At 35.4% G+C, this 20,519-nt stretch carries 17 protein-coding genes and 2 tRNA genes; 11 read left to right on the top strand and 8 right to left on the bottom strand.

Going from position 1 to position 20,519, the window contains the following annotated elements; translation table 11 throughout:
- Positions 1–2: 2 nt before the first annotated feature.
- Positions 3–950 (top strand): LiaF transmembrane domain-containing protein, encoded by a 948-nt coding sequence (locus ACFSAH_RS13820; RefSeq protein ID WP_379663330.1) that lies wholly within the window; start codon positions 3–5, stop codon positions 948–950.
- Between the two features lie 22 nt (positions 951–972).
- On the opposite strand, the gene ACFSAH_RS13815 is transcribed toward ACFSAH_RS13820, so the two are convergent.
- The gene (locus ACFSAH_RS13815; protein WP_379663329.1) at positions 973–1,755 is read right to left on the bottom strand and encodes a LuxR C-terminal-related transcriptional regulator; all 783 of its coding nucleotides are present in this window, start codon (positions 1,753–1,755) and stop codon (positions 973–975) included.
- A 309-nt stretch (positions 1,756–2,064) separates the two neighbouring features.
- On the opposite strand from ACFSAH_RS13815, the gene ACFSAH_RS13810 reads away from it, so the two are divergent.
- The 7 genes from ACFSAH_RS13810 to ACFSAH_RS13780 all read left to right on the top strand — a co-directional run bounded on the left by ACFSAH_RS13810 (position 2,065) and on the right by ACFSAH_RS13780 (position 9,784).
- Positions 2,065–2,712: a hypothetical protein gene (locus ACFSAH_RS13810; protein ID WP_379663328.1), complete on the top strand. Its 648-nt coding sequence runs from the start codon at positions 2,065–2,067 to the stop codon at positions 2,710–2,712.
- A gap of 16 nt (positions 2,713–2,728) precedes the next feature.
- The gene (locus ACFSAH_RS13805; protein WP_379663327.1) at positions 2,729–3,325 is read left to right on the top strand and encodes a hypothetical protein; all 597 of its coding nucleotides are present in this window, start codon (positions 2,729–2,731) and stop codon (positions 3,323–3,325) included.
- A gap of 13 nt (positions 3,326–3,338) precedes the next feature.
- A complete protein-coding gene (locus ACFSAH_RS13800; protein ID WP_379663326.1) occupies positions 3,339–4,841 on the top strand; it encodes a hypothetical protein in 1,503 nt (500 codons plus the stop codon).
- A 34-nt stretch (positions 4,842–4,875) separates the two neighbouring features.
- The gene (locus ACFSAH_RS13795; protein ID WP_379663325.1) at positions 4,876–5,445 is read left to right on the top strand and encodes a hypothetical protein; all 570 of its coding nucleotides are present in this window, start codon (positions 4,876–4,878) and stop codon (positions 5,443–5,445) included.
- Positions 5,446–6,127: 682 nt separating this feature from the next.
- Positions 6,128–6,883, top strand: coding sequence for a hypothetical protein (locus ACFSAH_RS13790; protein WP_379663324.1), 756 nt, complete (start codon positions 6,128–6,130; stop codon positions 6,881–6,883).
- A gap of 79 nt (positions 6,884–6,962) precedes the next feature.
- Positions 6,963–8,942 (top strand): (E)-4-hydroxy-3-methylbut-2-enyl-diphosphate synthase, encoded by a 1,980-nt coding sequence (gene ispG, locus ACFSAH_RS13785; protein WP_379663374.1) that lies wholly within the window; start codon positions 6,963–6,965, stop codon positions 8,940–8,942.
- Between the two features lie 302 nt (positions 8,943–9,244).
- A complete protein-coding gene (locus ACFSAH_RS13780; RefSeq protein WP_379663323.1) occupies positions 9,245–9,784 on the top strand; it encodes a lipocalin family protein in 540 nt (179 codons plus the stop codon).
- A gap of 18 nt (positions 9,785–9,802) precedes the next feature.
- Here ACFSAH_RS13780 and ACFSAH_RS13775 read toward each other — a convergent pair whose 3' ends face one another.
- From ACFSAH_RS13775 to ACFSAH_RS13750, 6 genes are all read right to left on the bottom strand, one after another.
- On the bottom strand, positions 9,803–10,432 hold the full coding sequence (locus tag ACFSAH_RS13775) for a hypothetical protein (RefSeq protein ID WP_379663322.1): 630 nt from the start codon (positions 10,430–10,432) through the stop codon (positions 9,803–9,805).
- Positions 10,433–10,471: 39 nt separating this feature from the next.
- Positions 10,472–11,485, bottom strand: coding sequence for a Holliday junction branch migration DNA helicase RuvB (ruvB, locus tag ACFSAH_RS13770; RefSeq protein ID WP_379663321.1), 1,014 nt, complete (start codon positions 11,483–11,485; stop codon positions 10,472–10,474).
- A 146-nt stretch (positions 11,486–11,631) separates the two neighbouring features.
- Complete coding sequence (locus ACFSAH_RS13765) at positions 11,632–12,354, bottom strand: polyprenol monophosphomannose synthase (RefSeq protein ID WP_379663320.1); 723 nt, start codon at positions 12,352–12,354, stop codon at positions 11,632–11,634.
- 91 nt (positions 12,355–12,445) lie between these two features.
- Positions 12,446–13,933, bottom strand: coding sequence for a peptide MFS transporter (locus ACFSAH_RS13760; RefSeq protein ID WP_379663319.1), 1,488 nt, complete (start codon positions 13,931–13,933; stop codon positions 12,446–12,448).
- A 41-nt stretch (positions 13,934–13,974) separates the two neighbouring features.
- Positions 13,975–15,747: a peptide MFS transporter gene (locus ACFSAH_RS13755; protein WP_379663318.1), complete on the bottom strand. Its 1,773-nt coding sequence runs from the start codon at positions 15,745–15,747 to the stop codon at positions 13,975–13,977.
- 145 nt (positions 15,748–15,892) lie between these two features.
- Positions 15,893–16,795: a hypothetical protein gene (locus tag ACFSAH_RS13750; RefSeq protein WP_379663317.1), complete on the bottom strand. Its 903-nt coding sequence runs from the start codon at positions 16,793–16,795 to the stop codon at positions 15,893–15,895.
- A gap of 314 nt (positions 16,796–17,109) precedes the next feature.
- Here ACFSAH_RS13750 and ACFSAH_RS13745 point away from each other — a divergent pair, with 314 nt between their 5' ends.
- The 3 genes from ACFSAH_RS13745 (at position 17,110) to ACFSAH_RS13735 (ending at position 19,374) form a co-directional block, all read left to right on the top strand.
- Positions 17,110–19,119 (top strand): HD family phosphohydrolase, encoded by a 2,010-nt coding sequence (locus ACFSAH_RS13745; protein WP_379663373.1) that lies wholly within the window; start codon positions 17,110–17,112, stop codon positions 19,117–19,119.
- Positions 19,120–19,177: 58 nt separating this feature from the next.
- Positions 19,178–19,264 (top strand) — tRNA-Ser (locus ACFSAH_RS13740).
- Between the two features lie 36 nt (positions 19,265–19,300).
- Positions 19,301–19,374 (top strand) — tRNA-Pro (locus ACFSAH_RS13735).
- Between the two features lie 67 nt (positions 19,375–19,441).
- On the opposite strand, the gene ACFSAH_RS13730 is transcribed toward ACFSAH_RS13735, so the two are convergent.
- The gene (locus tag ACFSAH_RS13730; protein ID WP_379663316.1) at positions 19,442–20,443 is read right to left on the bottom strand and encodes an OmpA family protein; all 1,002 of its coding nucleotides are present in this window, start codon (positions 20,441–20,443) and stop codon (positions 19,442–19,444) included.
- Positions 20,444–20,519: the final 76 nt, after the last annotated feature.

Below are 20,519 nucleotides of genomic sequence, written 5' to 3'. Positions count from 1 at the left end.
ATATGAGAACTGGAAGAATATTTTGGGGGTTAATATTGGTTTATATAGGCAGTATTGTTTTATTAGAAAACTTTGGAGTGATCAGTTTTAGCTGGCATGTGGTATGGAAATTATGGCCAATTCTTCTGATTATTTGGGGAGCGAATATATTAGTTGCCAGAAATGATAATAGAAATGCAGGTTTGCTAACCGGAATAGTGACTTTGATAGGACTGGTTTTTATGACTGTCTTTGGGATTAAAGAGATTAAAAAGGAAGGCAGATGGGCTTATGAGGAGTCTGCTCCCGCATTATCAGATTCTGATGATTGGGAAAGCGGTACAAACAAGGTTTATAAAGAAGAATATACGCCCGAGAATAAAAAGGCTATATTATCCGTCAAAGGTGGCGCAGGTGACTTTAAACTGGAAGATACTACTGCTATTCTGATGGAAGCTTTAGTAAAAGGCCAAAGTGTCAGCAATTTATTAAAGCGGGTAGATACAGACTCTATTGTAAACCTAACTATGATCAGTCAGGAGGGCAAAAAAATGCTGATGCCAGGTGATAGGTTTCATAAAACAGATATTAAGCTTAATCCTAATCCTGTGTGGGATATTCATCTGAAGCTAGGAGCAGCAGATGTAGATTTTGATTTGAAAGCCTTTAAAATAGAAAACCTAACCTTGTCAGGTGGAGCGGCGGATATAAAGGTTAAGGTTGGTGAGCGTTCTCGTATGGTGAATATAAAGGCCGAAACAGGAGTTTCTTCTGTAGAGATTAAGGTGCCCGAAAATTCGGGATGCAGAATTGTCAATAAATCTGGATTATCATCAAAAAGTTTCGACGATTTTATCGAGATAGAAAAAGGGGTTTACCAATCAAAAAACTATAAAACAGCTCAGAAATTTGTAAATATTGTTTTAAAATCAGGGATAAGTGACCTGACTGTAAAAACTTATAAAGATTGAGAGCCTCTATAAAATAAAATTATTAAAGTATTTCCACCGCCTGGGTATTAACAAGACTTATCAGTTCCAGAAAAGACTTGCAGCTCGATTTTTTAAGGATATTTTTACGGTGTACACTTACTGTATGATGAGATATAGATAGTAAGGATGAAATTTCTTCTGTGTTTTTGCCTGCCAATACCAACTTAAATATATCTTTTTCGCGGTTAGTAAATAACAACGGAGGTAACGGCTGGTTTCCGTCAGGAAGCAGAGCGTTATGGTAAGAAGGGTTATTGTCTAAACCAATAAAAGACAGCCCTGCAGGCTTGTTGTCCGTTTTGAAATGAGTTATATCTGTATGTACTCCTAATACACGGATAACAGCCCCATTCTCATTACTTTGTATAGTAGATACCTGCTGAAGTATCCATTTATAAGATCCGTCTGCACAGCGTAATCGGTAATCGTAACTGACTTTATATTTTAAAACATCTTGGGGAGATAGTTTTGAAAAAAAATCCGTAACCTTCTGCTCATAGGCAAGAAACCGGGCTTTATCATCCGGATGTATATTACCTATAACGGTTTCTACAGAGAAATTTTCTGGCGTATATCCCATAACCGATACTATTTCCTTACTTACAAACTCTATGTCAATAGCTGCTACATTAAAAATGTAATAATAATAAGCACCTACATGGAATCTGGATAGAAGTTTTTTATATACTTCCAACTCCAAAGAAGATGCAGGGAGCATCTCTTTCTCGTGTTGAGCTATCTGGAGCCATGTTTGTTTTACTTCATCAAATTTTAATAAATCCATGGAGTTTGTAATATAAATAAGGATAAGCATAAATATAATAATAAAATGAATGCAATATAATATTGTCTTCATCCTCCATTATTTTATGCTAAATACCTAGTGGTAGGTATTTTTTGAGGAATAGCCTAGTTGTAATTTAGTATCATGGTAGAGGTTCTTTTAAAAGAACTGGATATATATTTATGTTATTAGTTTTTAAGAATTTTTACTGTTTTATGGAAAGAGATTCTGTGTTAGATCTTTTACAACAGTATGTGAAAGTGGTGATATAGAAAAAAATAGGGTTGCCATTTCTAAAATTTAAAAATAATGAAACAATTAACTACAATTTTATTGGTGCTTTTTAGCATTAATATGTGTTACTCGCAGGGTGCAAGTTTAACAAAAGAAGAAACGGTAAATTATATTAATAATAAAATTACAGAGAGTATAAATAAAATCCACCCATATAGAGTTCAGAATAATAATCTAATTATATATGAAAATCGATTTCGATTAGGATCGAATGGAAAGGTGCAATATAGTTGTGATTTTGCAAGCGATAATTCAGGGTGTTATCAGAATCAATATAAACGAGACGGGAATGTTGAGTATTATAAACGTATACTATCAGAAATAGAATTTTCACCTATACATATACAATCAATAGAGATTATGCCAACTTTAAATAATGTTGGGTTGATAAAATTGCAGTTTATATCTAATGCATTGAAGCAAATTCATTATAGTTATAGCGAGAAAAAAAATATTAGATATCCTGGAAATGGTGATGCATATAGTGACTGTTATTCTAGGGATTATGCATTTGGAAAAAGATATACTGATAAATACTTTCATTATGAAGATAGTATTTATATTCCTTATGTGAAGATAGATAAAGAAGATCAGAAAATAATAAAAGCATTTAATTATTTAATAGACTTAAGCAAAGCCGAAGATGACCCTTTTGGAAATTAATTGTAAAAATAGATTTATGAAAACGATTGTGTCCATTTTGTTGTTATTTGCCTGCATCAATCCATGTTATTCGCAAGATGCAAGTCTAACAAAAGCCGAAACAGCAAATTATATTAATAAAAAACTTAAAGAAACCATCGGTCAAAAAACAGAAGAAGGTTATGTTTTAGATTGTGAAATGAAAAGTTTAGATGACGATTTTTACCAAATTTACTATTATTTTGGTTCACATCCAGAAAAATGCAGTACCAACAACAACGATAAGTTTACGGGGGAGAAATATACATCAACCTTTAAAATTGAACACATCAAAAATATTGGATTTTCTCATGACGAACTCAATAGAATGAGTCTTTATTTTTTAGGAAGTGTGGTCAGAAAAACAAGAGTACATCTTTGGAAAATGATAGACACTAGGAATGGACAATCTATCTTAACCTGCGAAGAGTCAGGATACAATATAACAAATAAAAATAGTACAATAAGCAATCCACTTACGCAAGTAAGTAATGTTAGACTTTATTTACTGAAATCTGAGACAAATAAAGTACTTAAAGCCTTTAATCATTTAATTGCTTTGTACAAAGCAGAAGATGATCCTTTTGGGAATTAATAAAAAGTGGATAATGAAAAATATAATATCAATTTTTTTTCTCCTTGTTTATACTACTTTGTCTGCTCAAACTGTAGGTGTTTCAGAAGTAACATCGGTAGAAAATAAAGTTGATTCCTATCAAAACAACGAAGAGAAAATAAAGCAACTACGTAGTAAAATTCCTGATTTAGAAAATCAGTGGAAAGAAAATATGGCCAAATTAAGAGCCGAGATAGCTGCGTTAAATAAAGAACGGGATAACCTTATAGCCGATATGAAAGTTGGGGCAAGATGTAGTCAGTGTGGTGGATGGAAGTCAGATTTTGAAAAAAGAGGAGAAAGCTTTGAAAAGCATTTAGGGGAAGTAAAGGGATATGCAATTCCGGCGACTACTAACGAAATAGAGACCACAAGAAAATCATTTTCTGAAAAAATAGCCATAAAAAAAGTACAGCTTCAAAACCTGGAAAAAGGCGATAGAGCACTTTTAAAGCAATATGATGAAATAGAGAAAATCAAAAAAGCTAACGAAAAGTTATGTGAAGAAATTACTCAGCATAGTAAAAACTACGAGAGAAAAATAATAAATGATGCTACTGGTAAACATAATCTTTGGTTAGAAGATATTTTGGTGTCAGGTTCTAAAGCACTTGTTGCCAGTAGTCAAAAAAAGGTATTAAAGGCCAAAAAAACTTGGACCGAAAAAGAATTTGCTGAAAAAAATAAAACAGAACTCGGATTGATAAAAGAAAAAAATGAGCTACAGCAAGCTGAAAAAAAACAACAAATAGCCGAAAATAAATTACAAATCTCAAACCTTGAGGCTCAACAAAAACAACATACTGAAACCCTGCAAAATGAATTGAACGAACTTTATAAAGCAATAAAAGAAACAGAAGACAAGTTGACAAAGGCAGAAGGTAATGAGGTATTGAAAAATCAATTAGTCGAAATAAAGGAGGCATTAATTAAGCAAGTGGGCGTGCTAAAAGAAAAAATGAATAGGGACATTGAAAAATATAAACAAACTATAGGAGAGATAGAAGAAAAAAGCAAGAAACTAACCCTGGAAATTACACAGTTAATCGGAACTCTCGGTAAAGAACAAGAACAAAAGGCAAGAGAATTAGAAAAAGAACTTAATCTGAAGTTGGCTAATTTTAAAAATCTTGAGACAGACTCAGATATTGCTTACAAGCAATATACAAGCGAGTACGATGATAAATTAAAGAAATACAAGCAGAAACAAGATCTTTTTACTAAAGAAATAACATCGGAAAGCAATCGTATGTTATTAGCATCAAAAAAAATAAATTGTTCGGTGTGGAATGAGACATCAGGGAAAGTAACATTAAATTGGAATAAAAAGCTACCTTGTGTTAATATGTTTGCTTTTCCAGACGCATTGATGATAGAAGAAATTGTAGGAAAATCTACTTGCTCTAATGAATCTTTCTTCCAAAATGGAACATCTTTGTATAAATCTTTTTTTGGAAATTTAACTGCAGAAGAAAAATCGGTTCTTATAAAATAAGCAGCGACTTCTTTCAAAAATTAATTTCTAAACAATGGATTCAGAATATCGTAACCAAATCGTACAGAAAAGGGCCCAATTGCAATTACGTATCCGGTTTGATGACTTTTTTAAAACCTACGTTGAACCCTTTACAGAAATCTTAGATGAACTACTGCATGCTCAAATAAAGTATCATATTGTTTCATTACGTTTTGTACCCTCAGAATTTCAGTCTTTGTTTATGGAGAAATTCCAAAACGAACCTTTTGCAAAATACAGTTTGTCAAGAGTTGAGACCGTAATGGGAGAAAAAGTAATGGAGTCGTTGATAGATGTTTTCCCCAATAAACACTCATCTCGTTATTTTCCTGATTTATCCGTTGTAGGTTCATTTGCAGATCTAATTAGTGTATTGACAGAACTTATCCACGAACATGATGTTTATATATGCTGGATACAATATCCGTTCTTATTAGAAATAGATTTTCAGGATTTAGTACAAAAGATAAAGGAGGAAAGTTTAGATTGTTGGTTTGAAGATGCTGTTGTTTTTCCAAAAGATTATAGCTGGGTCATTGTTTATCATGCTGTTGAAGACGAATGGTTGTTTGGCAAAAGGTAAAATAGTACCAGGCAATTATTTATAATTCATAGTTTATGGATCATGGCTTATATATGATTCATAGTTTCTCATTCATTAATTTATCCCTCACAGTTCACCGTCATATTGATTCAGATAGTGGAAGTGAGAAATAATCCGTTTTTATTAATCTGCTGTTCAAGTTTACAGAGCCTTGGACTGCGCTCACGATGATGGAAAAGGAAGAGGCGGGGGTGGTACAATTAGATACAGTTCCTCCCTTACTTGGTGTCAATGCTAAATTTGGTTGTGTCACAAACTATTAGATTACATTTTGTTTGATTAACAGATGAGGCTTTTAGAAGCTTTGATGTAAGCTCTGGCACTATATTCGAATACAGTCGGATGATAGGTTTTTTTCATTATTCCACACCTTTTTTTTATCCATATATTTTATAGCTTTTTCATCCGATATGGATGAATTATACAGTTACTACTGTAAGCATTTTTAAAGAGATATTTTAGTGGGTAAATAGAGGGTTGCTAGAGGGTTCATAGAGGTAGAACTCTATAAAACCACTGTTTTATCTCTCTTTTATTTATAGTTAAATACTGTTAATATTATCCTTATAATAAACATGATCTTAAAGATGAGGGTGAGTAATCTGGAAAACTTGTTGTTTTAAAAATTTAAGTATATTTATTAATGGTATGAATATAATTTATGAGATATAGTTATTTGTTGTTAATAGCCTGTTTGTTTGCATGTAGTCAAAAAAATGAAACCAGTATCTCGTCCTGGCGATTAATCGATTATAAGGTTTCCTATTATGACACCATTACGGGGCAAAAAGTATATGAAGAAAGACCTGATATGTTAAAAGAGTATGACGGTATTATGATTGTTGACAATGAAATACAGTTTGTTAATAAGGTTTTGTCTAAAAAAGCTAACCATATAAAAATATTAGAAGACGATACTACAAAGCCTTTCCTGAGGTTGCTTTCTTATTCCGGTTACGTTCAGCAATCAGAAATATTGATTAAGTGGGAAACAGCTGTTGAACATCGCATTTCGCATTTCGAACTCTATGTCAGCCATGACGGAAAGGAGTTTGTTTTTTTAGATAAGATTCTTGCTGAGGGCGGGACTTCCCGAATGAATTATGTTTGTATTGATAAAAATCCGAAACCCGGTATAAACTATTATCAACTGTACTGCGTGGACGTTTCGGGAGAAAAAGTAGTATCTAATATAATAGCGATAAATTATTCTATAGGTAATGTGAACAAGCTTATTAATGATGGAGAAAGAATATACCTTCCTTTTGCCATAGGTGATTTTTATCCTGTAAGCGTCATTTATAAAAATGATCATGAGATGTTATGGGAAGGAATGAAAAGAGATGTCAGGTTTTATGACAGTAAGCAAGAAGTAAAAACCGGTAACAAAAAATTAGAAATGAAATTTACCAGATAACTAATTATAATTTATCTAAATACATCATTTTCTATAGAAGTCTTTCTTTAATCTTATTTTTGTGCAAACGCCAGAAGAAATGCAGAATAAAGAGTCTTTGAATCAGGTATATTGTAATTCCATAGTTCAGTACAGCAGATTTAAAACCGTAGAAGTTAAAATAGGGAATGTGTTGTTGGGAGCCGATCACCCCATCAGGTTACAATCTATGACTACGGTGGATACGATGGACACAGAGGGGTCTGTGACACAAAGTATCCGTATGATTGATGCTGGCTGTGAGCTGGTAAGAATTACGGCGCCATCTATCAAAGAAGCTAAAAATCTGGCCAATATCCGTAAAGTATTAGATGCTAAAGGTTATACCACACCTTTGGTTGCCGATATACATTTTACACCTAATGCTGCGGAAGAAGCAGCTAAACATATAGAAAAAGTACGGGTAAACCCAGGTAATTATGCCGATAAGAAAAAATTTGAGGAGATAAATTATACTCCGGAAGCTTATAAAAAAGAACTGGAGCGTATTAAATCTAAGTTTGCGCCATTAGTTCAGCTTTGTAAGGAAAACGGCAGAGCAATGCGTATAGGTACTAATCACGGTTCTTTATCGGATAGGATTATGTCTTGGTATGGCGATACACCTAAAGGGATGGTAGAGTCGGCTATGGAATTTATACGTATTTGCCGGGAGTTGGATTACCATCAATTGGTGGTTTCTATGAAATCCAGTAACCCACAAGTAATGGTACAGGCCTATCGTTTGCTGGTACATACGATGATGCAGGAGGGGATGAATTATCCCTTGCATTTGGGAGTAACGGAGGCAGGTGACGGCGAAGATGGAAGAATTAAGTCTGCCGTGGGGATTGGAACTTTGCTGGAAGATGGTTTGGGAGATACTATTCGTGTTTCTTTAACGGAGGAGCCTGAATTTGAAATTCCGGTTGCCCGGGTATTGGCACAACGTTACGAGGAGAGGGGAAAGCAACAAAGTTTAATCCGTGAAGCGAATGATGTTGAGATTCCTTCTATATTTTCACCGTTCGAATATCAAAAAAGAGAAAGTGCAGAATTAAATACTTTTATTGGTGGTCATCAGGTACCCCGGGTAATTCTGGATATTTCCAGGCAAAACCTTAAAGATCCATTTGTTTTAGCAGACGCTGGTTACGTTTATTCAGCGGTGTTGGATAAATACAATATGGGCGACCAATCTATAGATTTTGCTTACATGGGCAATCAGCTGCCCTCTTTTAGTTTTCCCGGAAATCTGAAACAACTGTACGATTATTCTACCTGGTTAAGTTTGACAGAAACTTACAATTGTCATCCTTTATTTACGTTACAGGAATATGCCGATGCGGAGGGAAGGGACCCTTCGTTGAATTTAGTACAACTTAAAAGAACCGATCTTTATACAGACGCTTTTGCGAATATCCCTTTTGATGATACGTTGGTTTTTGTACTGGAAACAGACGAGGTGCATGGTATGGCAGATCAAAGGGCGTTTTTCTTTAAATTGACGGAGATGGGGGTAAATACTCCGGTTATACTTAAAAGATCTTATCATTTTGAAGATGCCCATCAGGAAATTATTGATTTAAAAACTCAATTATATGCTGCAACAGATTTGGGCGCATTGTTGTTGGATGGTTTTGGGGATGGTGTCTGGATTGATGCCCCGCAGATTTCTTTGAAATTTAACGTTTCTACAGCATTTGGTATTTTGCAGGCAACACGCTCAAGAATATCAAAAACTGAATATATTTCTTGTCCTTCTTGTGGCAGAACACTTTTTGATTTACAGGAGACTACCCAAATGATCCGAAGCAAGACAGATCATCTTAAAGGGATTAAAATCGGGATTATGGGCTGTATAGTAAATGGACCGGGGGAAATGGCTGACGCTGATTATGGGTATGTAGGTGCCGGGCCAGATAAGATTACCTTATACAGGGGCAAAGAGGTGGTGAAAAAGAATGTGCCTTCTGCTGATGCATTAAATGAGCTGATAGAGATTATCAGGACGGATGGGGTTTGGATAGAGAAGGAGTAGAGGCGGGGGTATTTTGAGTCGTAGATTGTAAATTTTAAGCCATAAGATTCTTTATTAGGAGATAATGATGTGCATTATATTAAATGTCTGGCTTAATGTGGTGTCAAGAGTTTTTTTAGATAAATTAATAGAGATAAAAGAGATCTGAGTGAGAGCCTAATCTTATCAAAGTGATCTCATTCTTTTAATACGAAAAAATATAGGAATTTAATTTCTGCTTTATGATTTTCTGCTACTAACAAGCAATTTATCTTTTTGGTACAAAAATAGATAGAGGTTTCCCGGAAATATATATTGTATCTATGAAAACGTCAAAAATTCTATGGGTTGCTGCTTCTGTGGCATTGGTTTCTTTATACCTGACTTCATGTAGTGTTACAATTCCTGAAGGTGCACAAGCGGTTGAACCTTTTGATCAGGATAGGTATCTGGGAAAATGGTACGAAATAGCTCGTCTGGATTTTAAATTCGAAAAAAACCTTAATCAAGTCACAGCAGAATATACATTGAATCAAGATGGATCTATTAAGGTGAAAAATAGGGGGTATGATTATGTTAAGGGCAAATGGAAAGAAAGTATTGGAAAAGCAAAGCCTGTAAATTTACATGATGGTAATGGCAGGTTAAAAGTCTCCTTTTTTGGACCTTTTTACTCGGGTTATAATGTTGTAGCTGTAGCTGCTGATTATAAGTATGCTTTGGTATTTGGGAATAATTTAGATTATATGTGGATTCTTTCAAGGACTGTGACTATCCCAGAAGATATAAAAGCTGATTATTTAGACAGAGCTAAAAAGATGGGGTATAAAACAGGAAATTTAATATGGACAGAGCATAAATAATGCCCTGTCCGTAAGTATTTATATTTTTTCGCCTTTTGCCAATTTCTGCTTACGATTGTCTTGCCATAGATAATGCATTAAAGTATTTAATACTACAGCGTTCCAATCGTTATGAAGACTAAGCTGAGCTTTTTTCTTGCCATTACTCAAGCTCTGGATATTTAAGTTTCCTTTGTCCAGATAATATTTTAGGTCAGACCAGGGTGTAACTTCTGTTTTTATTTTTCCAAACCACCACGTTTTATAAGACAGCGTAACGCCATCATGATTAATGTTTGTATGACCAATATTAAAACTTTCATGGTTGTTTAAGGTGTCAATAAAACTACTGATGAGACCTTTTTTTACGTATTGCCATAAACCTGACATTACATAATAGTAAGTATGGTCTTCTTCCAGCATTTCCTGTACTTTGGAGCTGGAAAAACTGATAGATAGTGTTTTGTCATTTTTGTCCAGTATGTCTATTTTATACTCTTTACGTACTGGTTTTTTTACAGGGCCAATAAGCGATACACCATATTTTATAGCTTTTACCTCAGAACAATTGATCTTGGATTGATTGACTTCTATGGTGTCTTTGTTGATTTTGATTTTCTGATTGGATGAAGGTAGTTGAATGTCTACGTCAAAATTATGTTGTTGCATATACAGGTATATTGATGCTTTGGATTATCGTTATGAAAATTAAAATAGTGTTCCCGATTTAATTCTTCCTAAATGTTGATAAGCTGCCGGTGTAGCTTCACGCCCTCTTGAAGTTCGCATTAAATAACCTTCCTGTATTAAAAAAGGTTCGTACACTTCTTCTATTGTTCCTTCATCTTCTCCAACGGCAGTAGCAATGGTTTTTAAGCCAACGGGCCCCCCTCTAAATTTATCTATTATGGTTGTTAAGATTCTGTTGTCCATTTCATCTAAGCCATGTTCGTCTACATTTAGTGCGTTTAATGCATATCTGGCAATCTCAGTTTCAATTTCGCCATTTCCTTTGATTTGTGCAAAATCTCTTGTCCTCCTTAACAGCGCATTGGCTATCCTTGGTGTTCCCCTGCTTCTTCTTGCAATTTCGTATGCGCCTGTTTCTGTAATCGGAGTTTTTAATATATACGCAGAACGCATAACAATGGTTGTTAATAATTTTGCATCGTAGTATTGCAAACGGGAATTAATCCCGAAACGGGCTCTCAATGGGGCCGTTAAGAGACCTGAACGTGTGGTAGCACCAACTAAAGTAAAGGGATTGAGTGAGATTTGTACTGAACGGGCGTTAGGTCCGGTTTCAAGCATGATATCAATCTTGAAGTCTTCCATGGCTGAATATAAATATTCCTCAACCAAAGGACTCAAACGGTGTATTTCATCAATGAAAAGAATATCTCCGGCTTCCAGATTAGTTAGTAAACCTGCCAAGTCACCTGGTTTATCGAGTACGGGGCCACTGGTTACCTTGATGCCCACACCCATTTCATTAGCTATAATATGAGAAAGCGTAGTTTTTCCTAAACCGGGAGGGCCATGTAAAAGTACATGGTCTAAGGCTTCGCCTCTTAACTTTGCTGCTTCAACAAAAATCTTAAGGTTTTCCAGGATTTTTTCCTGTCCGGTAAAATCCTCGAATTCTTGCGGACGGAGCACTTTCTCAATCTCTTTATCTGTAAAAGACATTTTTTCACTACTCGGGTCAAGATGCTCGTTCATGGGGATGAATTTACAAATATTTATACAAAGTTGGCTGATTGAGCCAGAAAGTTCACTCAACCTTCACTACATTTTTATAACACTTATAATCTTCGGGTGTTTTTGTTTAGTAGAGCGAAGGTGACAGGTTCAGCTAATATTTTAAATTAATATTTTCTGAACCAGCTTCTTACTTTCATGTCTATGACACCTAAAAAAGCTTCTTTGAAAATCTTGGTTGACATTTTGGAGGTTCCTTCTGTGCGGTCTGTAAATATAATAGGAACTTCAACTACTTTAAAGCCATGTTTGATGGCTGTGAATTTCATTTCTATCTGAAAGGCATACCCTACAAATTTGATTTTATCAAGATTTATAGTTTGTAATACTTTTCTTCTGTAACATTTAAATCCTGCGGTAGCATCTTGTATCTCTATTCTGGTAATGAAACGTACATATACGGATGCGAAATAGGACATCAATACCCGGTTCATAGGCCAATTTACCACATTTACACCGTTGATATATCTGGATCCTATAGCTACATCGGCTCCGTTTACACAGGCTGCTTTCAGTTTAATCAAGTCTTCAGGATTGTGGGAGAAATCGGCATCCATTTCAAATATGTATTCGTAACTTTTGTTGAGTGCCCATCTAAAACCATGGATATAGGCGGTTCCTAAGCCTAACTTCCCTTTTCTTTCTTCTATAAATAGTTTACCGGGATAAACCCCCATCAGATTTTTTACGATATCAGCTGTTCCGTCCGGAGAACCATCGTCAATAATCAGCACATGAAAATCCTGCGAAAGAGAAAATACCTTATGAATGATTTTAGAAATATTTTCTTTCTCGTTATATGTGGGTATGATTACGATGCTGTCTGACACTTGGAATTTTCTTGTTTTAACAACGAAATTACGCTTAATTATTGAGGTTAAAAGTTAAAAAAATATAAAAATGACAACAACCCTGGAATCTTTATTTTACATCACCCATTAATTTTCTAACCAGAGGAGAGATTAAAATAAGTAGCAAGCCGCAAATTAAAGCATATACTGCCAATTGTTGATAACCTTGAGTGTAGCCCATCATTTTCTCTAGAAGTGATGCGTTTTCGTCAGGAGAGGACATGCCGGCACCTAATAAGCCTGCCAGATATTGCCCGTACGCGCTGGCTAAAAACCATAAACCCATCATCATTCCTCCTAAATGTTTTGGAGATAATTTTGTAATCATGGATAAACCAATGGGAGATAAACACAGTTCTCCGATAGTTACAGCAAGATAAGCGAGGGTGAAAATTTCTAAAGAGGTTTTTCCGTTGGCATCGGCAAAAAATCTTGTGGCAAAAAATACATAATAACCTACAGCCAGAAATAAAAATCCCAATCCAAATTTAATTACCGTGTTAGGTTCTTTTCCTTTTTTTGCAAAGGCTAACCACAAAAGACCTAGTAAAGGACTCAGTGTAATAACAAAGAAAGAATTGGCTCCATTGTTAATAATATTAGGGTCTATATTGAAAAACAATAGGTTTTGGTGCAGATTATTGTTGGCAAACAGGGCTAGTGAACCTCCGGCTTGTTCAAATATTGCAAAAAAGATAATGGAGAATAGGATCAAAATCATAGCAGCAAGAAGTTTCTTGCGGGCTTTATTGTCAGATTCTTTAAGAAGGTGGAATACGAAATAAAATAAGGCTATTGGGCCTATGGTGTACATGAACAGGTCTGTATACCTGGTGTTGTGCACCATAATAAATATTAAAGGTATACAGGCTAATGCACATATATAAACCAATATTTCGTAGGTGTTTTTTTTAAGCTTAGAAAAGTGTTGTAAAGGGCTGTTCCCGATAGGTTTGAGATGCTTTTTGGTAAGTAGGAATACTAAAAGCCCAACTATCATAACAATAGCTGCAGCCAGAAATGCCAGACTCCAGGAATGTTGTTTTCCTAACCATACACAAAGTGCTCCTCCAAGTAAGGCTCCTGCATTTATTCCTGAATAAAATATTCCAAAACCGGCGTCTCTCCTGGGGTCTCCGTCTTTGTATAGTTCGCCTACCATAGACGATACGTTGGGTTTAAAAAAGCCCGTTCCTATAACAGTTAAAGCAATACCGAGATAAAAAAAGTCATGTGGAGACACAGAAATTAATCCGTTTCCGGCAATCATAAGTATGGCACCGAAGATAAGTGAGCGTTTAAAACCAAGAATTTTGTCGGCGAAAATTCCACCAATAAAAGTAAAAGCATAAACAAATGCTTGTATGGCTCCGTATTTTAAATTGGCTTCTTTGTCAGATAATAACAACTGATCTACCATAAATATGGCTAAGACGCCTCGCATGCCGTAGAAGCAAAAACGTTCCCACATTTCTACCATGGCCAGATACCAGAGTTGTTTAGGATATTTACCGTCGAAATTCTGAATTTCCTGAAGGTTTTCGTTTGGTGCCGCCATTTTCTAAATAGTAGTTTTTCCTGGTATTATTGTTAGCTTAATTAATGGACGCCATGCATCAATTTTTTTAATAAAGGCGTTAGCATCATGATAAATATACCTAATGCAATTGGAATAAAGGTAAATAGCATAAAAAATGTAGACATAGAATATTGTGCTGTAATCTCGTCTATCATACCCCCCATAGTTCCGGCTAGTTTGTTGCCTATAGCGATAGCTAAATACCAGATACCAAACATAATAGCAATCATGCGTCCCGGAACAAGTTTACTGACATAAGAAAGTCCAACCGGAGAAATAAAAAGTTCGCCCATGGTATGAAAAAAGTAGGCAAAAACTAACCACATCATACTCACTGATGCTGTCTTAGCTCCCTGCGGAATAGAGCTGGCTCCGTAGGCTAATACGGCAAAGCCTATTCCTAATAAAATCATACCAATTCCGTATTTAAATGTTGCAGGTGGATTGTATTTGCTTTCCCAGATTTTAGAAACCAAGGGTGCACAGCTTATAATAAACAAGGCATTTAAAATTCCGAACCAGGTTGCGGGTACTTCTGCCTGTACATCTGCATATTGAGCTTTAAGCATAAAAATAACCAGTCCCCATACAATAATGAACGAACTTAAAAGAATAGTGTTGCCAATAGCATATTTCTTAAAAGTTTGCTGGAATAATTTAAAAAGAACAAAGGTGATAATTATTAAAGGTACAACTGTGATAAGGGTATTTGCTATGTTAAAACCTATTTTAGCATTTCCTTCCAGTATTCTTGCTGTGTAATCTTTTGCAAAAATGGTCATAGATCCTCCTGCCTGTTCAAAAGAAGCCCAAAAGAAGATAGTGATGAAAGCAAGTACAATTACGGCAATCATTTTGTCTCTAAGGACGGTTGTGTATTGCAAAATTCTCTTGATTAAAATAAAAATGAAAAGAACTAGAGCTATACATATTGAGAGGGTGTTTCCGGAAATACCTGATATAGAGAAATTAAATAGGTTGATGTCGGTAATCTTGGACATGGGATCGTTAATAATCCACGTGAGGCCAATAATAGCGATAATGGATATAACAGTAAGGTCAAAGGTAGAGAATGGATTTTTTTTGGCTTCTTCGGGTGTTTCGTTAATGGGCTTTACCTGGTCTCCATCATAAGTGGGTTTTAAACCTACATTTCCAAAAATATTTTGGGTGAAGTAGAATTGTAACATGCCTAATAACATAAAAATACCAGCTAAACCAAAGCCATAACTCCAGCCCCAATCAGGGCTTTCGCCTATATAACCGCATAAAAGCATCCCTAAAAAGGCCCCTGCGTTTACGCCCATATAGAAAATGGTGTAGGCACCATCTTTCTTTTCGGGGTGTTTTTCATAAATCTGAGCTACAATAGATGTCATATTGGGTTTAAAGAAACCATTGCCCAGTACAAGCAGGCATAAGCCCAGATACATAAATATAGGATTAAACTCGAAAGCCATAGATAAATGGCCTAAGGTCATTAATAGGGCTCCCACTATAACAGCCCAACGGTAACCTATAATTCTATCGGCTACATAGCCACCTAAAATAGGGGTCAGGTAAGCTAACGAAGTGTATGAACCATAAATAGCCAGGGCATTTTCACGTGGCCAGCCCCAACCTGCATTGTCACCCAATATAGAAGAGGTTAAGAAAAGTACCAGTAAGGCCCTCATTCCATAATAGGAAAAACGTTCCCACATTTCGGTAAAGAACAAAACAAATAGTCCCGATGGGTGTCCAAGGACATTACTCTTGAAAAAATCGGTTTCGTTAGGTCGGCTTTGCAGCATAGTAAATAAAAAATATATGTTAGTGTTATTGTATGTTTTTTCTCAATAAGAAGTATTTAACCATCAATAATAAATAAAAAATGATAATTACACTTAAAATGAAACAATCAATTTACAAAACAAAGCCGGAAAACAAAGCTTAATATCAATATTTCCGAATAGGGATACTGCTGGGAGTTATTTTAGAGGGGTCTACAAAAGAGTCGTCTTTTTCGTCAGGAAGATTTTTTAAATCAAGATCTTCCACATATATCCATTTTCCGTTTTTGTATTTGTAGCCATCGTAGGTGAGATCTGGGATATATTTGTCTTTACTGTTTTGGAATTCCTGATGTGGAGGCACCAGATGGTCGAAAGCAAAAACTTTATCGTTTTTGATGTAACGTAAAAACATGGATGCATCGCTATTGTAGGTGAATACCCTCCGAGCAAGATAAATGTTAGATTTGGGTTCTTGTTGAAATACTGGCTTACCAAATACTACACGCCCATTTTCGAAACTTAATGTTTCAATTACTTTAGAGCTGCTTTCAATGGAGTTTCCTTTCCATCCCAATAAAATATAGTAAAAAGGTTTTCCGGTTACGGGAGTTATATTGTAATAAACAGAGCCTAACCATTTACTAGAAGGTAACAGGGTTTGTTCGGTACCGTTTTCCAGTTCCTGTGTGCCGTCAATAAGAGGAATTAGTTCCAGTTTTTCGGGATTACTCATTTGTATAGCACCGTAATACCTGAAATTTCCGTTGCGACTAAAAACGAACCAGGTAAATACCCGAAACTTCCTGTCTTCTGGAGTGACGATGGATACGATATTCTGTAATCTCGAAAATTTATAATTAAAAGAGCCTTTTGTTTTTAAGGCATTTATTAAGGTTTTGATAAATTTTTCGTTAGCGGTGCTGCGGGCTGTTTCCGTGGTATCGTTAATGATTACATTTCCCAATACTTTAAGAGAGTCCTCATATTGGTACATAGATAATTCCTGAGCGCTGAGGTTAAACGGTTTTAAGAATGCTAGAAGAGTCAGAAATAAGAAAAAGCGCATGTTACTATGTGTTTATTGATCTACTTGTTGTTTGCAATTTATGAAAAAAACAGTAATAGCGCAGAAGAAGCCAGCCATATAAACTTTAAAGACTTGTGTTTGTTTTTGCTTAAGTAGTTAGTTTTAAAGTCTTATTTTTGTAAAATGAAACATTAACCACAAAGTACACAAAGAATACGGAGATGGATTTTAATTCTTTGAGAACTTGGCGCTCTTTGCGGTTTTAAAATAAAATAAATCTTGTGAACCGATTTAATAAAAATTCGCATCAGATTATATACCGGAAATATGCTTCGGTAATTAAATACATCCTGATGTTTTTCAGTGTTACCGTTATCACTATTGTCTTACCCAAACAACCCCGTTTTAAATACGAATTTGAAAGAGGAATGGTTTGGCTGCATGACGATCTGATATCGCCCTATAATTATGCAATTAAGAAAACCGATGCAGAGATAAAAAAGGATAAGGAAAGTATACTGAAATCTGTTTTACCGGTTTATAGAGTTGATGATAAAATTCAGGATGCTCAGCTTAACCAGTATCAGGCAGATTTTGAAGCTAAATGGAGAGCGGCCTCTCTTACAGAAAATGATAATAAGGAGAAAACTTTCGAATATGGTTTTAATGTATTGAGAGATATCTATGAACGCGGGATTATTGGACTCAACCAAAATTATCAAAAGAAACAAGATGGTGGAAGTTATCTGATTACTTTGTTGAAAAACAATGTGCGAAGAGAGGTAAGTACTGCAACATTGCTAACTACATCATCTGCATTGTCGCAGATTAGCGAGAAAATAGTGGCTAATAAACAGGTGCGCACAGATATCTTAATCAGTGTTATTAAAGATAGAATAACTCCAAATATTATTCTGGATGAACGTTTTACAGAAGCACTGGAAAGGCAGGCGGTGGAAAATGTATCGGTAACCCGTGGGATGGTGCAGAAAGGAGAGGTTATTATTGAAAATGGAAATACTGTTAATGAGGGTGTTTATCAAAAGTTAGAATCATTAAAGCAAGCTTATGAAGAAAATGCTAAAGTAAGAGGAAGCAGGGAACTGGTTTTTTTAGGCCAGTTTTTAGCAGTAGGATTGGTGATATTTTTATTGATGGTTTTCCTCTACCTTTTTAGAAAGGATATTTTTTATGATAACAGGCAGATATCTCTGATATTGGTGGTTATTATTGGAATGCTGGTATTTCTGTCGTGGGCTATAAAAATTAAACTACCCAGCGTATATTACATTCCCTATTGTATAGTTCCCGTCATTATAAGGATATTGTTTGATACCCGGTTGGCTTTAAATATCCATCTTTTGGTAGTGTTAATTGCCGGTTTTTTTGTTCCTAATAGCTTTGAGTTTGCATTTTTACAGATTACTGCAGGCATGGTTGCCATTTATAGTATCAAGAATCTGGTACGCAGAGAGCAATTTCTGATAAGCTCCTTATTAATATTGCTGAATTATATAGTTGCTTATTTAGGTATTTCATTAATCAGAGAAGGGACTTTTGCAGCATTGGATTGGATGAAATTTACACCGTTTATTATCAGTGTATTATTGTCGTTGCTGGCCTATCCGTTAATTTATCTTTTCGAAAAAATGTTTGGTATAACGTCTGATATTACTTTAATGGAACTGACCAATACCAATACCAGTTTGTTGAGAGAATTAGCATTTAAAGCTCCGGGAACATTTCAGCATTCTTTGCAGGTAGCTAATTTGGCAGAATCGGCTATCTTTAAAATAGGGGGAAATGCTTTGTTGGTAAGAGCAGGTGCTTTGTATCATGATATTGGTAAAATTGAGAACCCACAGTTTTTTATTGAAAATCAGATTAAAGGATTAAATCCACACGATAAGCTTTCTTATGAAGACAGTGCGCAGATTATTATCAAACATGTGCCTAATGGAGTGGAGCTGGCCCGGAGAAATAATCTTCCAGAGGTAATCATAGATTTTATCAGAACACATCATGGAAATTCGAGAGTAGATTATTTTTACCAGTCGTTTTTAAAGAATTTTCCTGAAAAATTGATTGATGAAAATATTTTTAGATATCCGGGACCTATTCCGTTTTCAAAAGAAACGGCTGTTTTAATGTTGGCCGACTCGGTGGAAGCGGCGTCCAGAAGTTTAAAAGAACCGGATGCAGAGTCTATAAATAATCTGGTAGAACGTATTATTGACTATAAATTGGAACAAAATCAATTAAATGATAGTAATATTACATTGAAAGAAATTGAAACTATTAAGTTGATTTTCAAGACAATGTTAATGGGGATATACCATGTGAGGATAGATTATCCAGAATAGTTTTAAAATTTCTTTTGAAGATATATTCCTATTGTTATATTTGCATTCCCAAACGGGAGGAGAGGTGCCTGAGAGGCCGAAAGGAACAGTTTGCTAAACTGTCGTACTGGAAACGGTACCGCGGGTTCGAATCCCGCTCTCTCCGCAAGACTTTTAAGTCTTAAAAAAGGTGATACCTAATCGGGGTGTAGCGTAGCCCGGTATCGCGCCACATTTGGGATGTGGAGGTCGTAGGTTCGAATCCTGCCACCCCGACAAAAAAAGCCACTGATTCAGTGGCTTTTTTGTTTTTAACGCTTTGACAATCTTTTATAAAGCATCCTTAATTAGTTTTTATAAGTTCCACCCGCCTGTTTTTTGCTTTGTTAGCTTCGTTGTCGTTGGCTACCAGTGGGTGTTCTGCTCCAAAACCTTGAGCGGTTAAACGTGACTTGTTAATGCCATTTGTAGTTAAAGCGTTCAGTACTGCGTTTGCACGATCTGTAGAAAGCTTTTTGTTATGTGCGGCATCGCCTGTATTATCTGTATGTCCTTCGATATTAATTGTTAACGAGCTTTCTTTCTTCAAAGCATCCGCTATTTGTTGAACAATTTCTTTTCCGTCAGCGGTAAGATTAGATTTGTCTGTATCGAAATTGATGTACAGAATAGACTTTCCTTTTTCAGAAAGATCTTTTGCAATCTCTTCCGCAGTTATTTTGGTAATGGTCTGAGTCATGGTACCTTCTTGAAGGATATTTAATTTTGCACCAAAATTGTTTGCGCTAAACTGTATAAAAATATTCCCTTGATCCTTGGTGCGAATCACGTAAAACTTAATATTTTCATCGGCATAGCCTATATCGCCTTCATCACCTTTATTAGGGTCTTGTTTGTTGTAACGTTCATATTCTTCCCTGCCTATCATACCATCAAATACTTTAACAGCACCTACAGACTGTAAATAATCTTCTATACTTTTTTCAAAATACCGTTTAGAGAATTGTTCTCCTTGCTCTTCAGTTACATTTATTTTGTAGAGTTTTCCTTCAAAAGGTGTCATAATACCATTTACTGGGAAAAAGCAGACATCGAAATTCTTCAAAAAAGGTCTGTTCATGGGTTTTAATCCTTTAGGCAAAGTGAAGTAAGGAAAACTGCCTATATCTGATGTAGTTACAGGAATGTTTTCGATATTAAAGGTCCCGCTTGCCTGGGGCTCTGTCGTACTTGTTGTCTGTGAACTGGTTATACTATCTTGATTGTTGTCTTGAGTTTGTTTCGGATTGTTGTTGCAAGCTACCAATAGCGAAGCAGCTGCAAATAATAATGTTGTTTTTTTCATTGGAATCAAAGTAAATTGGTTCCTAAGTTCAATAAAATCACCATAGAAACCAAGTTAAATTATTGTATAGCTACGT

It is taken from the genome of Pseudopedobacter beijingensis (assembly GCF_042678145.1).
Classification (GTDB): Bacteria; Bacteroidota; Bacteroidia; order Sphingobacteriales; family Sphingobacteriaceae; genus Pseudopedobacter; species Pseudopedobacter beijingensis.
Note: the sequence above shows the minus strand (reverse complement) of the source record. Positions and strands in the feature narration are given on the sequence as shown.

Excerpts from the sequence above, each read along its gene's own strand:
- ACFSAH_RS13820 (WP_379663330.1), top strand. The coding sequence starts at position 3 with ATGAGAACTGGAAGAATATTTTGGGGGTTAATATTGGTTTATATAGGC.
- ruvB (WP_379663321.1), bottom strand. The coding sequence starts at position 11,485 with ATGAACGAGCATCTTGACCCGAGTAGTGAAAAAATGTCTTTTACAGAT.
- ACFSAH_RS13730 (WP_379663316.1), bottom strand. The coding sequence starts at position 20,443 with ATGAAAAAAACAACATTATTATTTGCAGCTGCTTCGCTATTGGTAGCT.
- ACFSAH_RS13780 (WP_379663323.1), top strand. The coding sequence starts at position 9,245 with ATGAAAACGTCAAAAATTCTATGGGTTGCTGCTTCTGTGGCATTGGTT.
- ACFSAH_RS13760 (WP_379663319.1), bottom strand. The coding sequence starts at position 13,933 with ATGGCGGCACCAAACGAAAACCTTCAGGAAATTCAGAATTTCGACGGT.
- ACFSAH_RS13800 (WP_379663326.1), top strand. The coding sequence starts at position 3,339 with ATGAAAAATATAATATCAATTTTTTTTCTCCTTGTTTATACTACTTTG.
- ACFSAH_RS13805 (WP_379663327.1), top strand. The coding sequence starts at position 2,729 with ATGAAAACGATTGTGTCCATTTTGTTGTTATTTGCCTGCATCAATCCA.
- ACFSAH_RS13810 (WP_379663328.1), top strand. The coding sequence starts at position 2,065 with ATGAAACAATTAACTACAATTTTATTGGTGCTTTTTAGCATTAATATG.
- ispG (WP_379663374.1), top strand. The coding sequence starts at position 6,963 with ATGCAGAATAAAGAGTCTTTGAATCAGGTATATTGTAATTCCATAGTT.
- ACFSAH_RS13790 (WP_379663324.1), top strand. The coding sequence starts at position 6,128 with ATGAGATATAGTTATTTGTTGTTAATAGCCTGTTTGTTTGCATGTAGT.
- ACFSAH_RS13775 (WP_379663322.1), bottom strand. The coding sequence starts at position 10,432 with ATGCAACAACATAATTTTGACGTAGACATTCAACTACCTTCATCCAAT.
- ACFSAH_RS13815 (WP_379663329.1), bottom strand. The coding sequence starts at position 1,755 with ATGGATTTATTAAAATTTGATGAAGTAAAACAAACATGGCTCCAGATA.
- ACFSAH_RS13750 (WP_379663317.1), bottom strand. The coding sequence starts at position 16,795 with ATGCGCTTTTTCTTATTTCTGACTCTTCTAGCATTCTTAAAACCGTTT.
- ACFSAH_RS13795 (WP_379663325.1), top strand. The coding sequence starts at position 4,876 with ATGGATTCAGAATATCGTAACCAAATCGTACAGAAAAGGGCCCAATTG.
- ACFSAH_RS13745 (WP_379663373.1), top strand. The coding sequence starts at position 17,110 with ATGTTTTTCAGTGTTACCGTTATCACTATTGTCTTACCCAAACAACCC.
- ACFSAH_RS13755 (WP_379663318.1), bottom strand. The coding sequence starts at position 15,747 with ATGCTGCAAAGCCGACCTAACGAAACCGATTTTTTCAAGAGTAATGTC.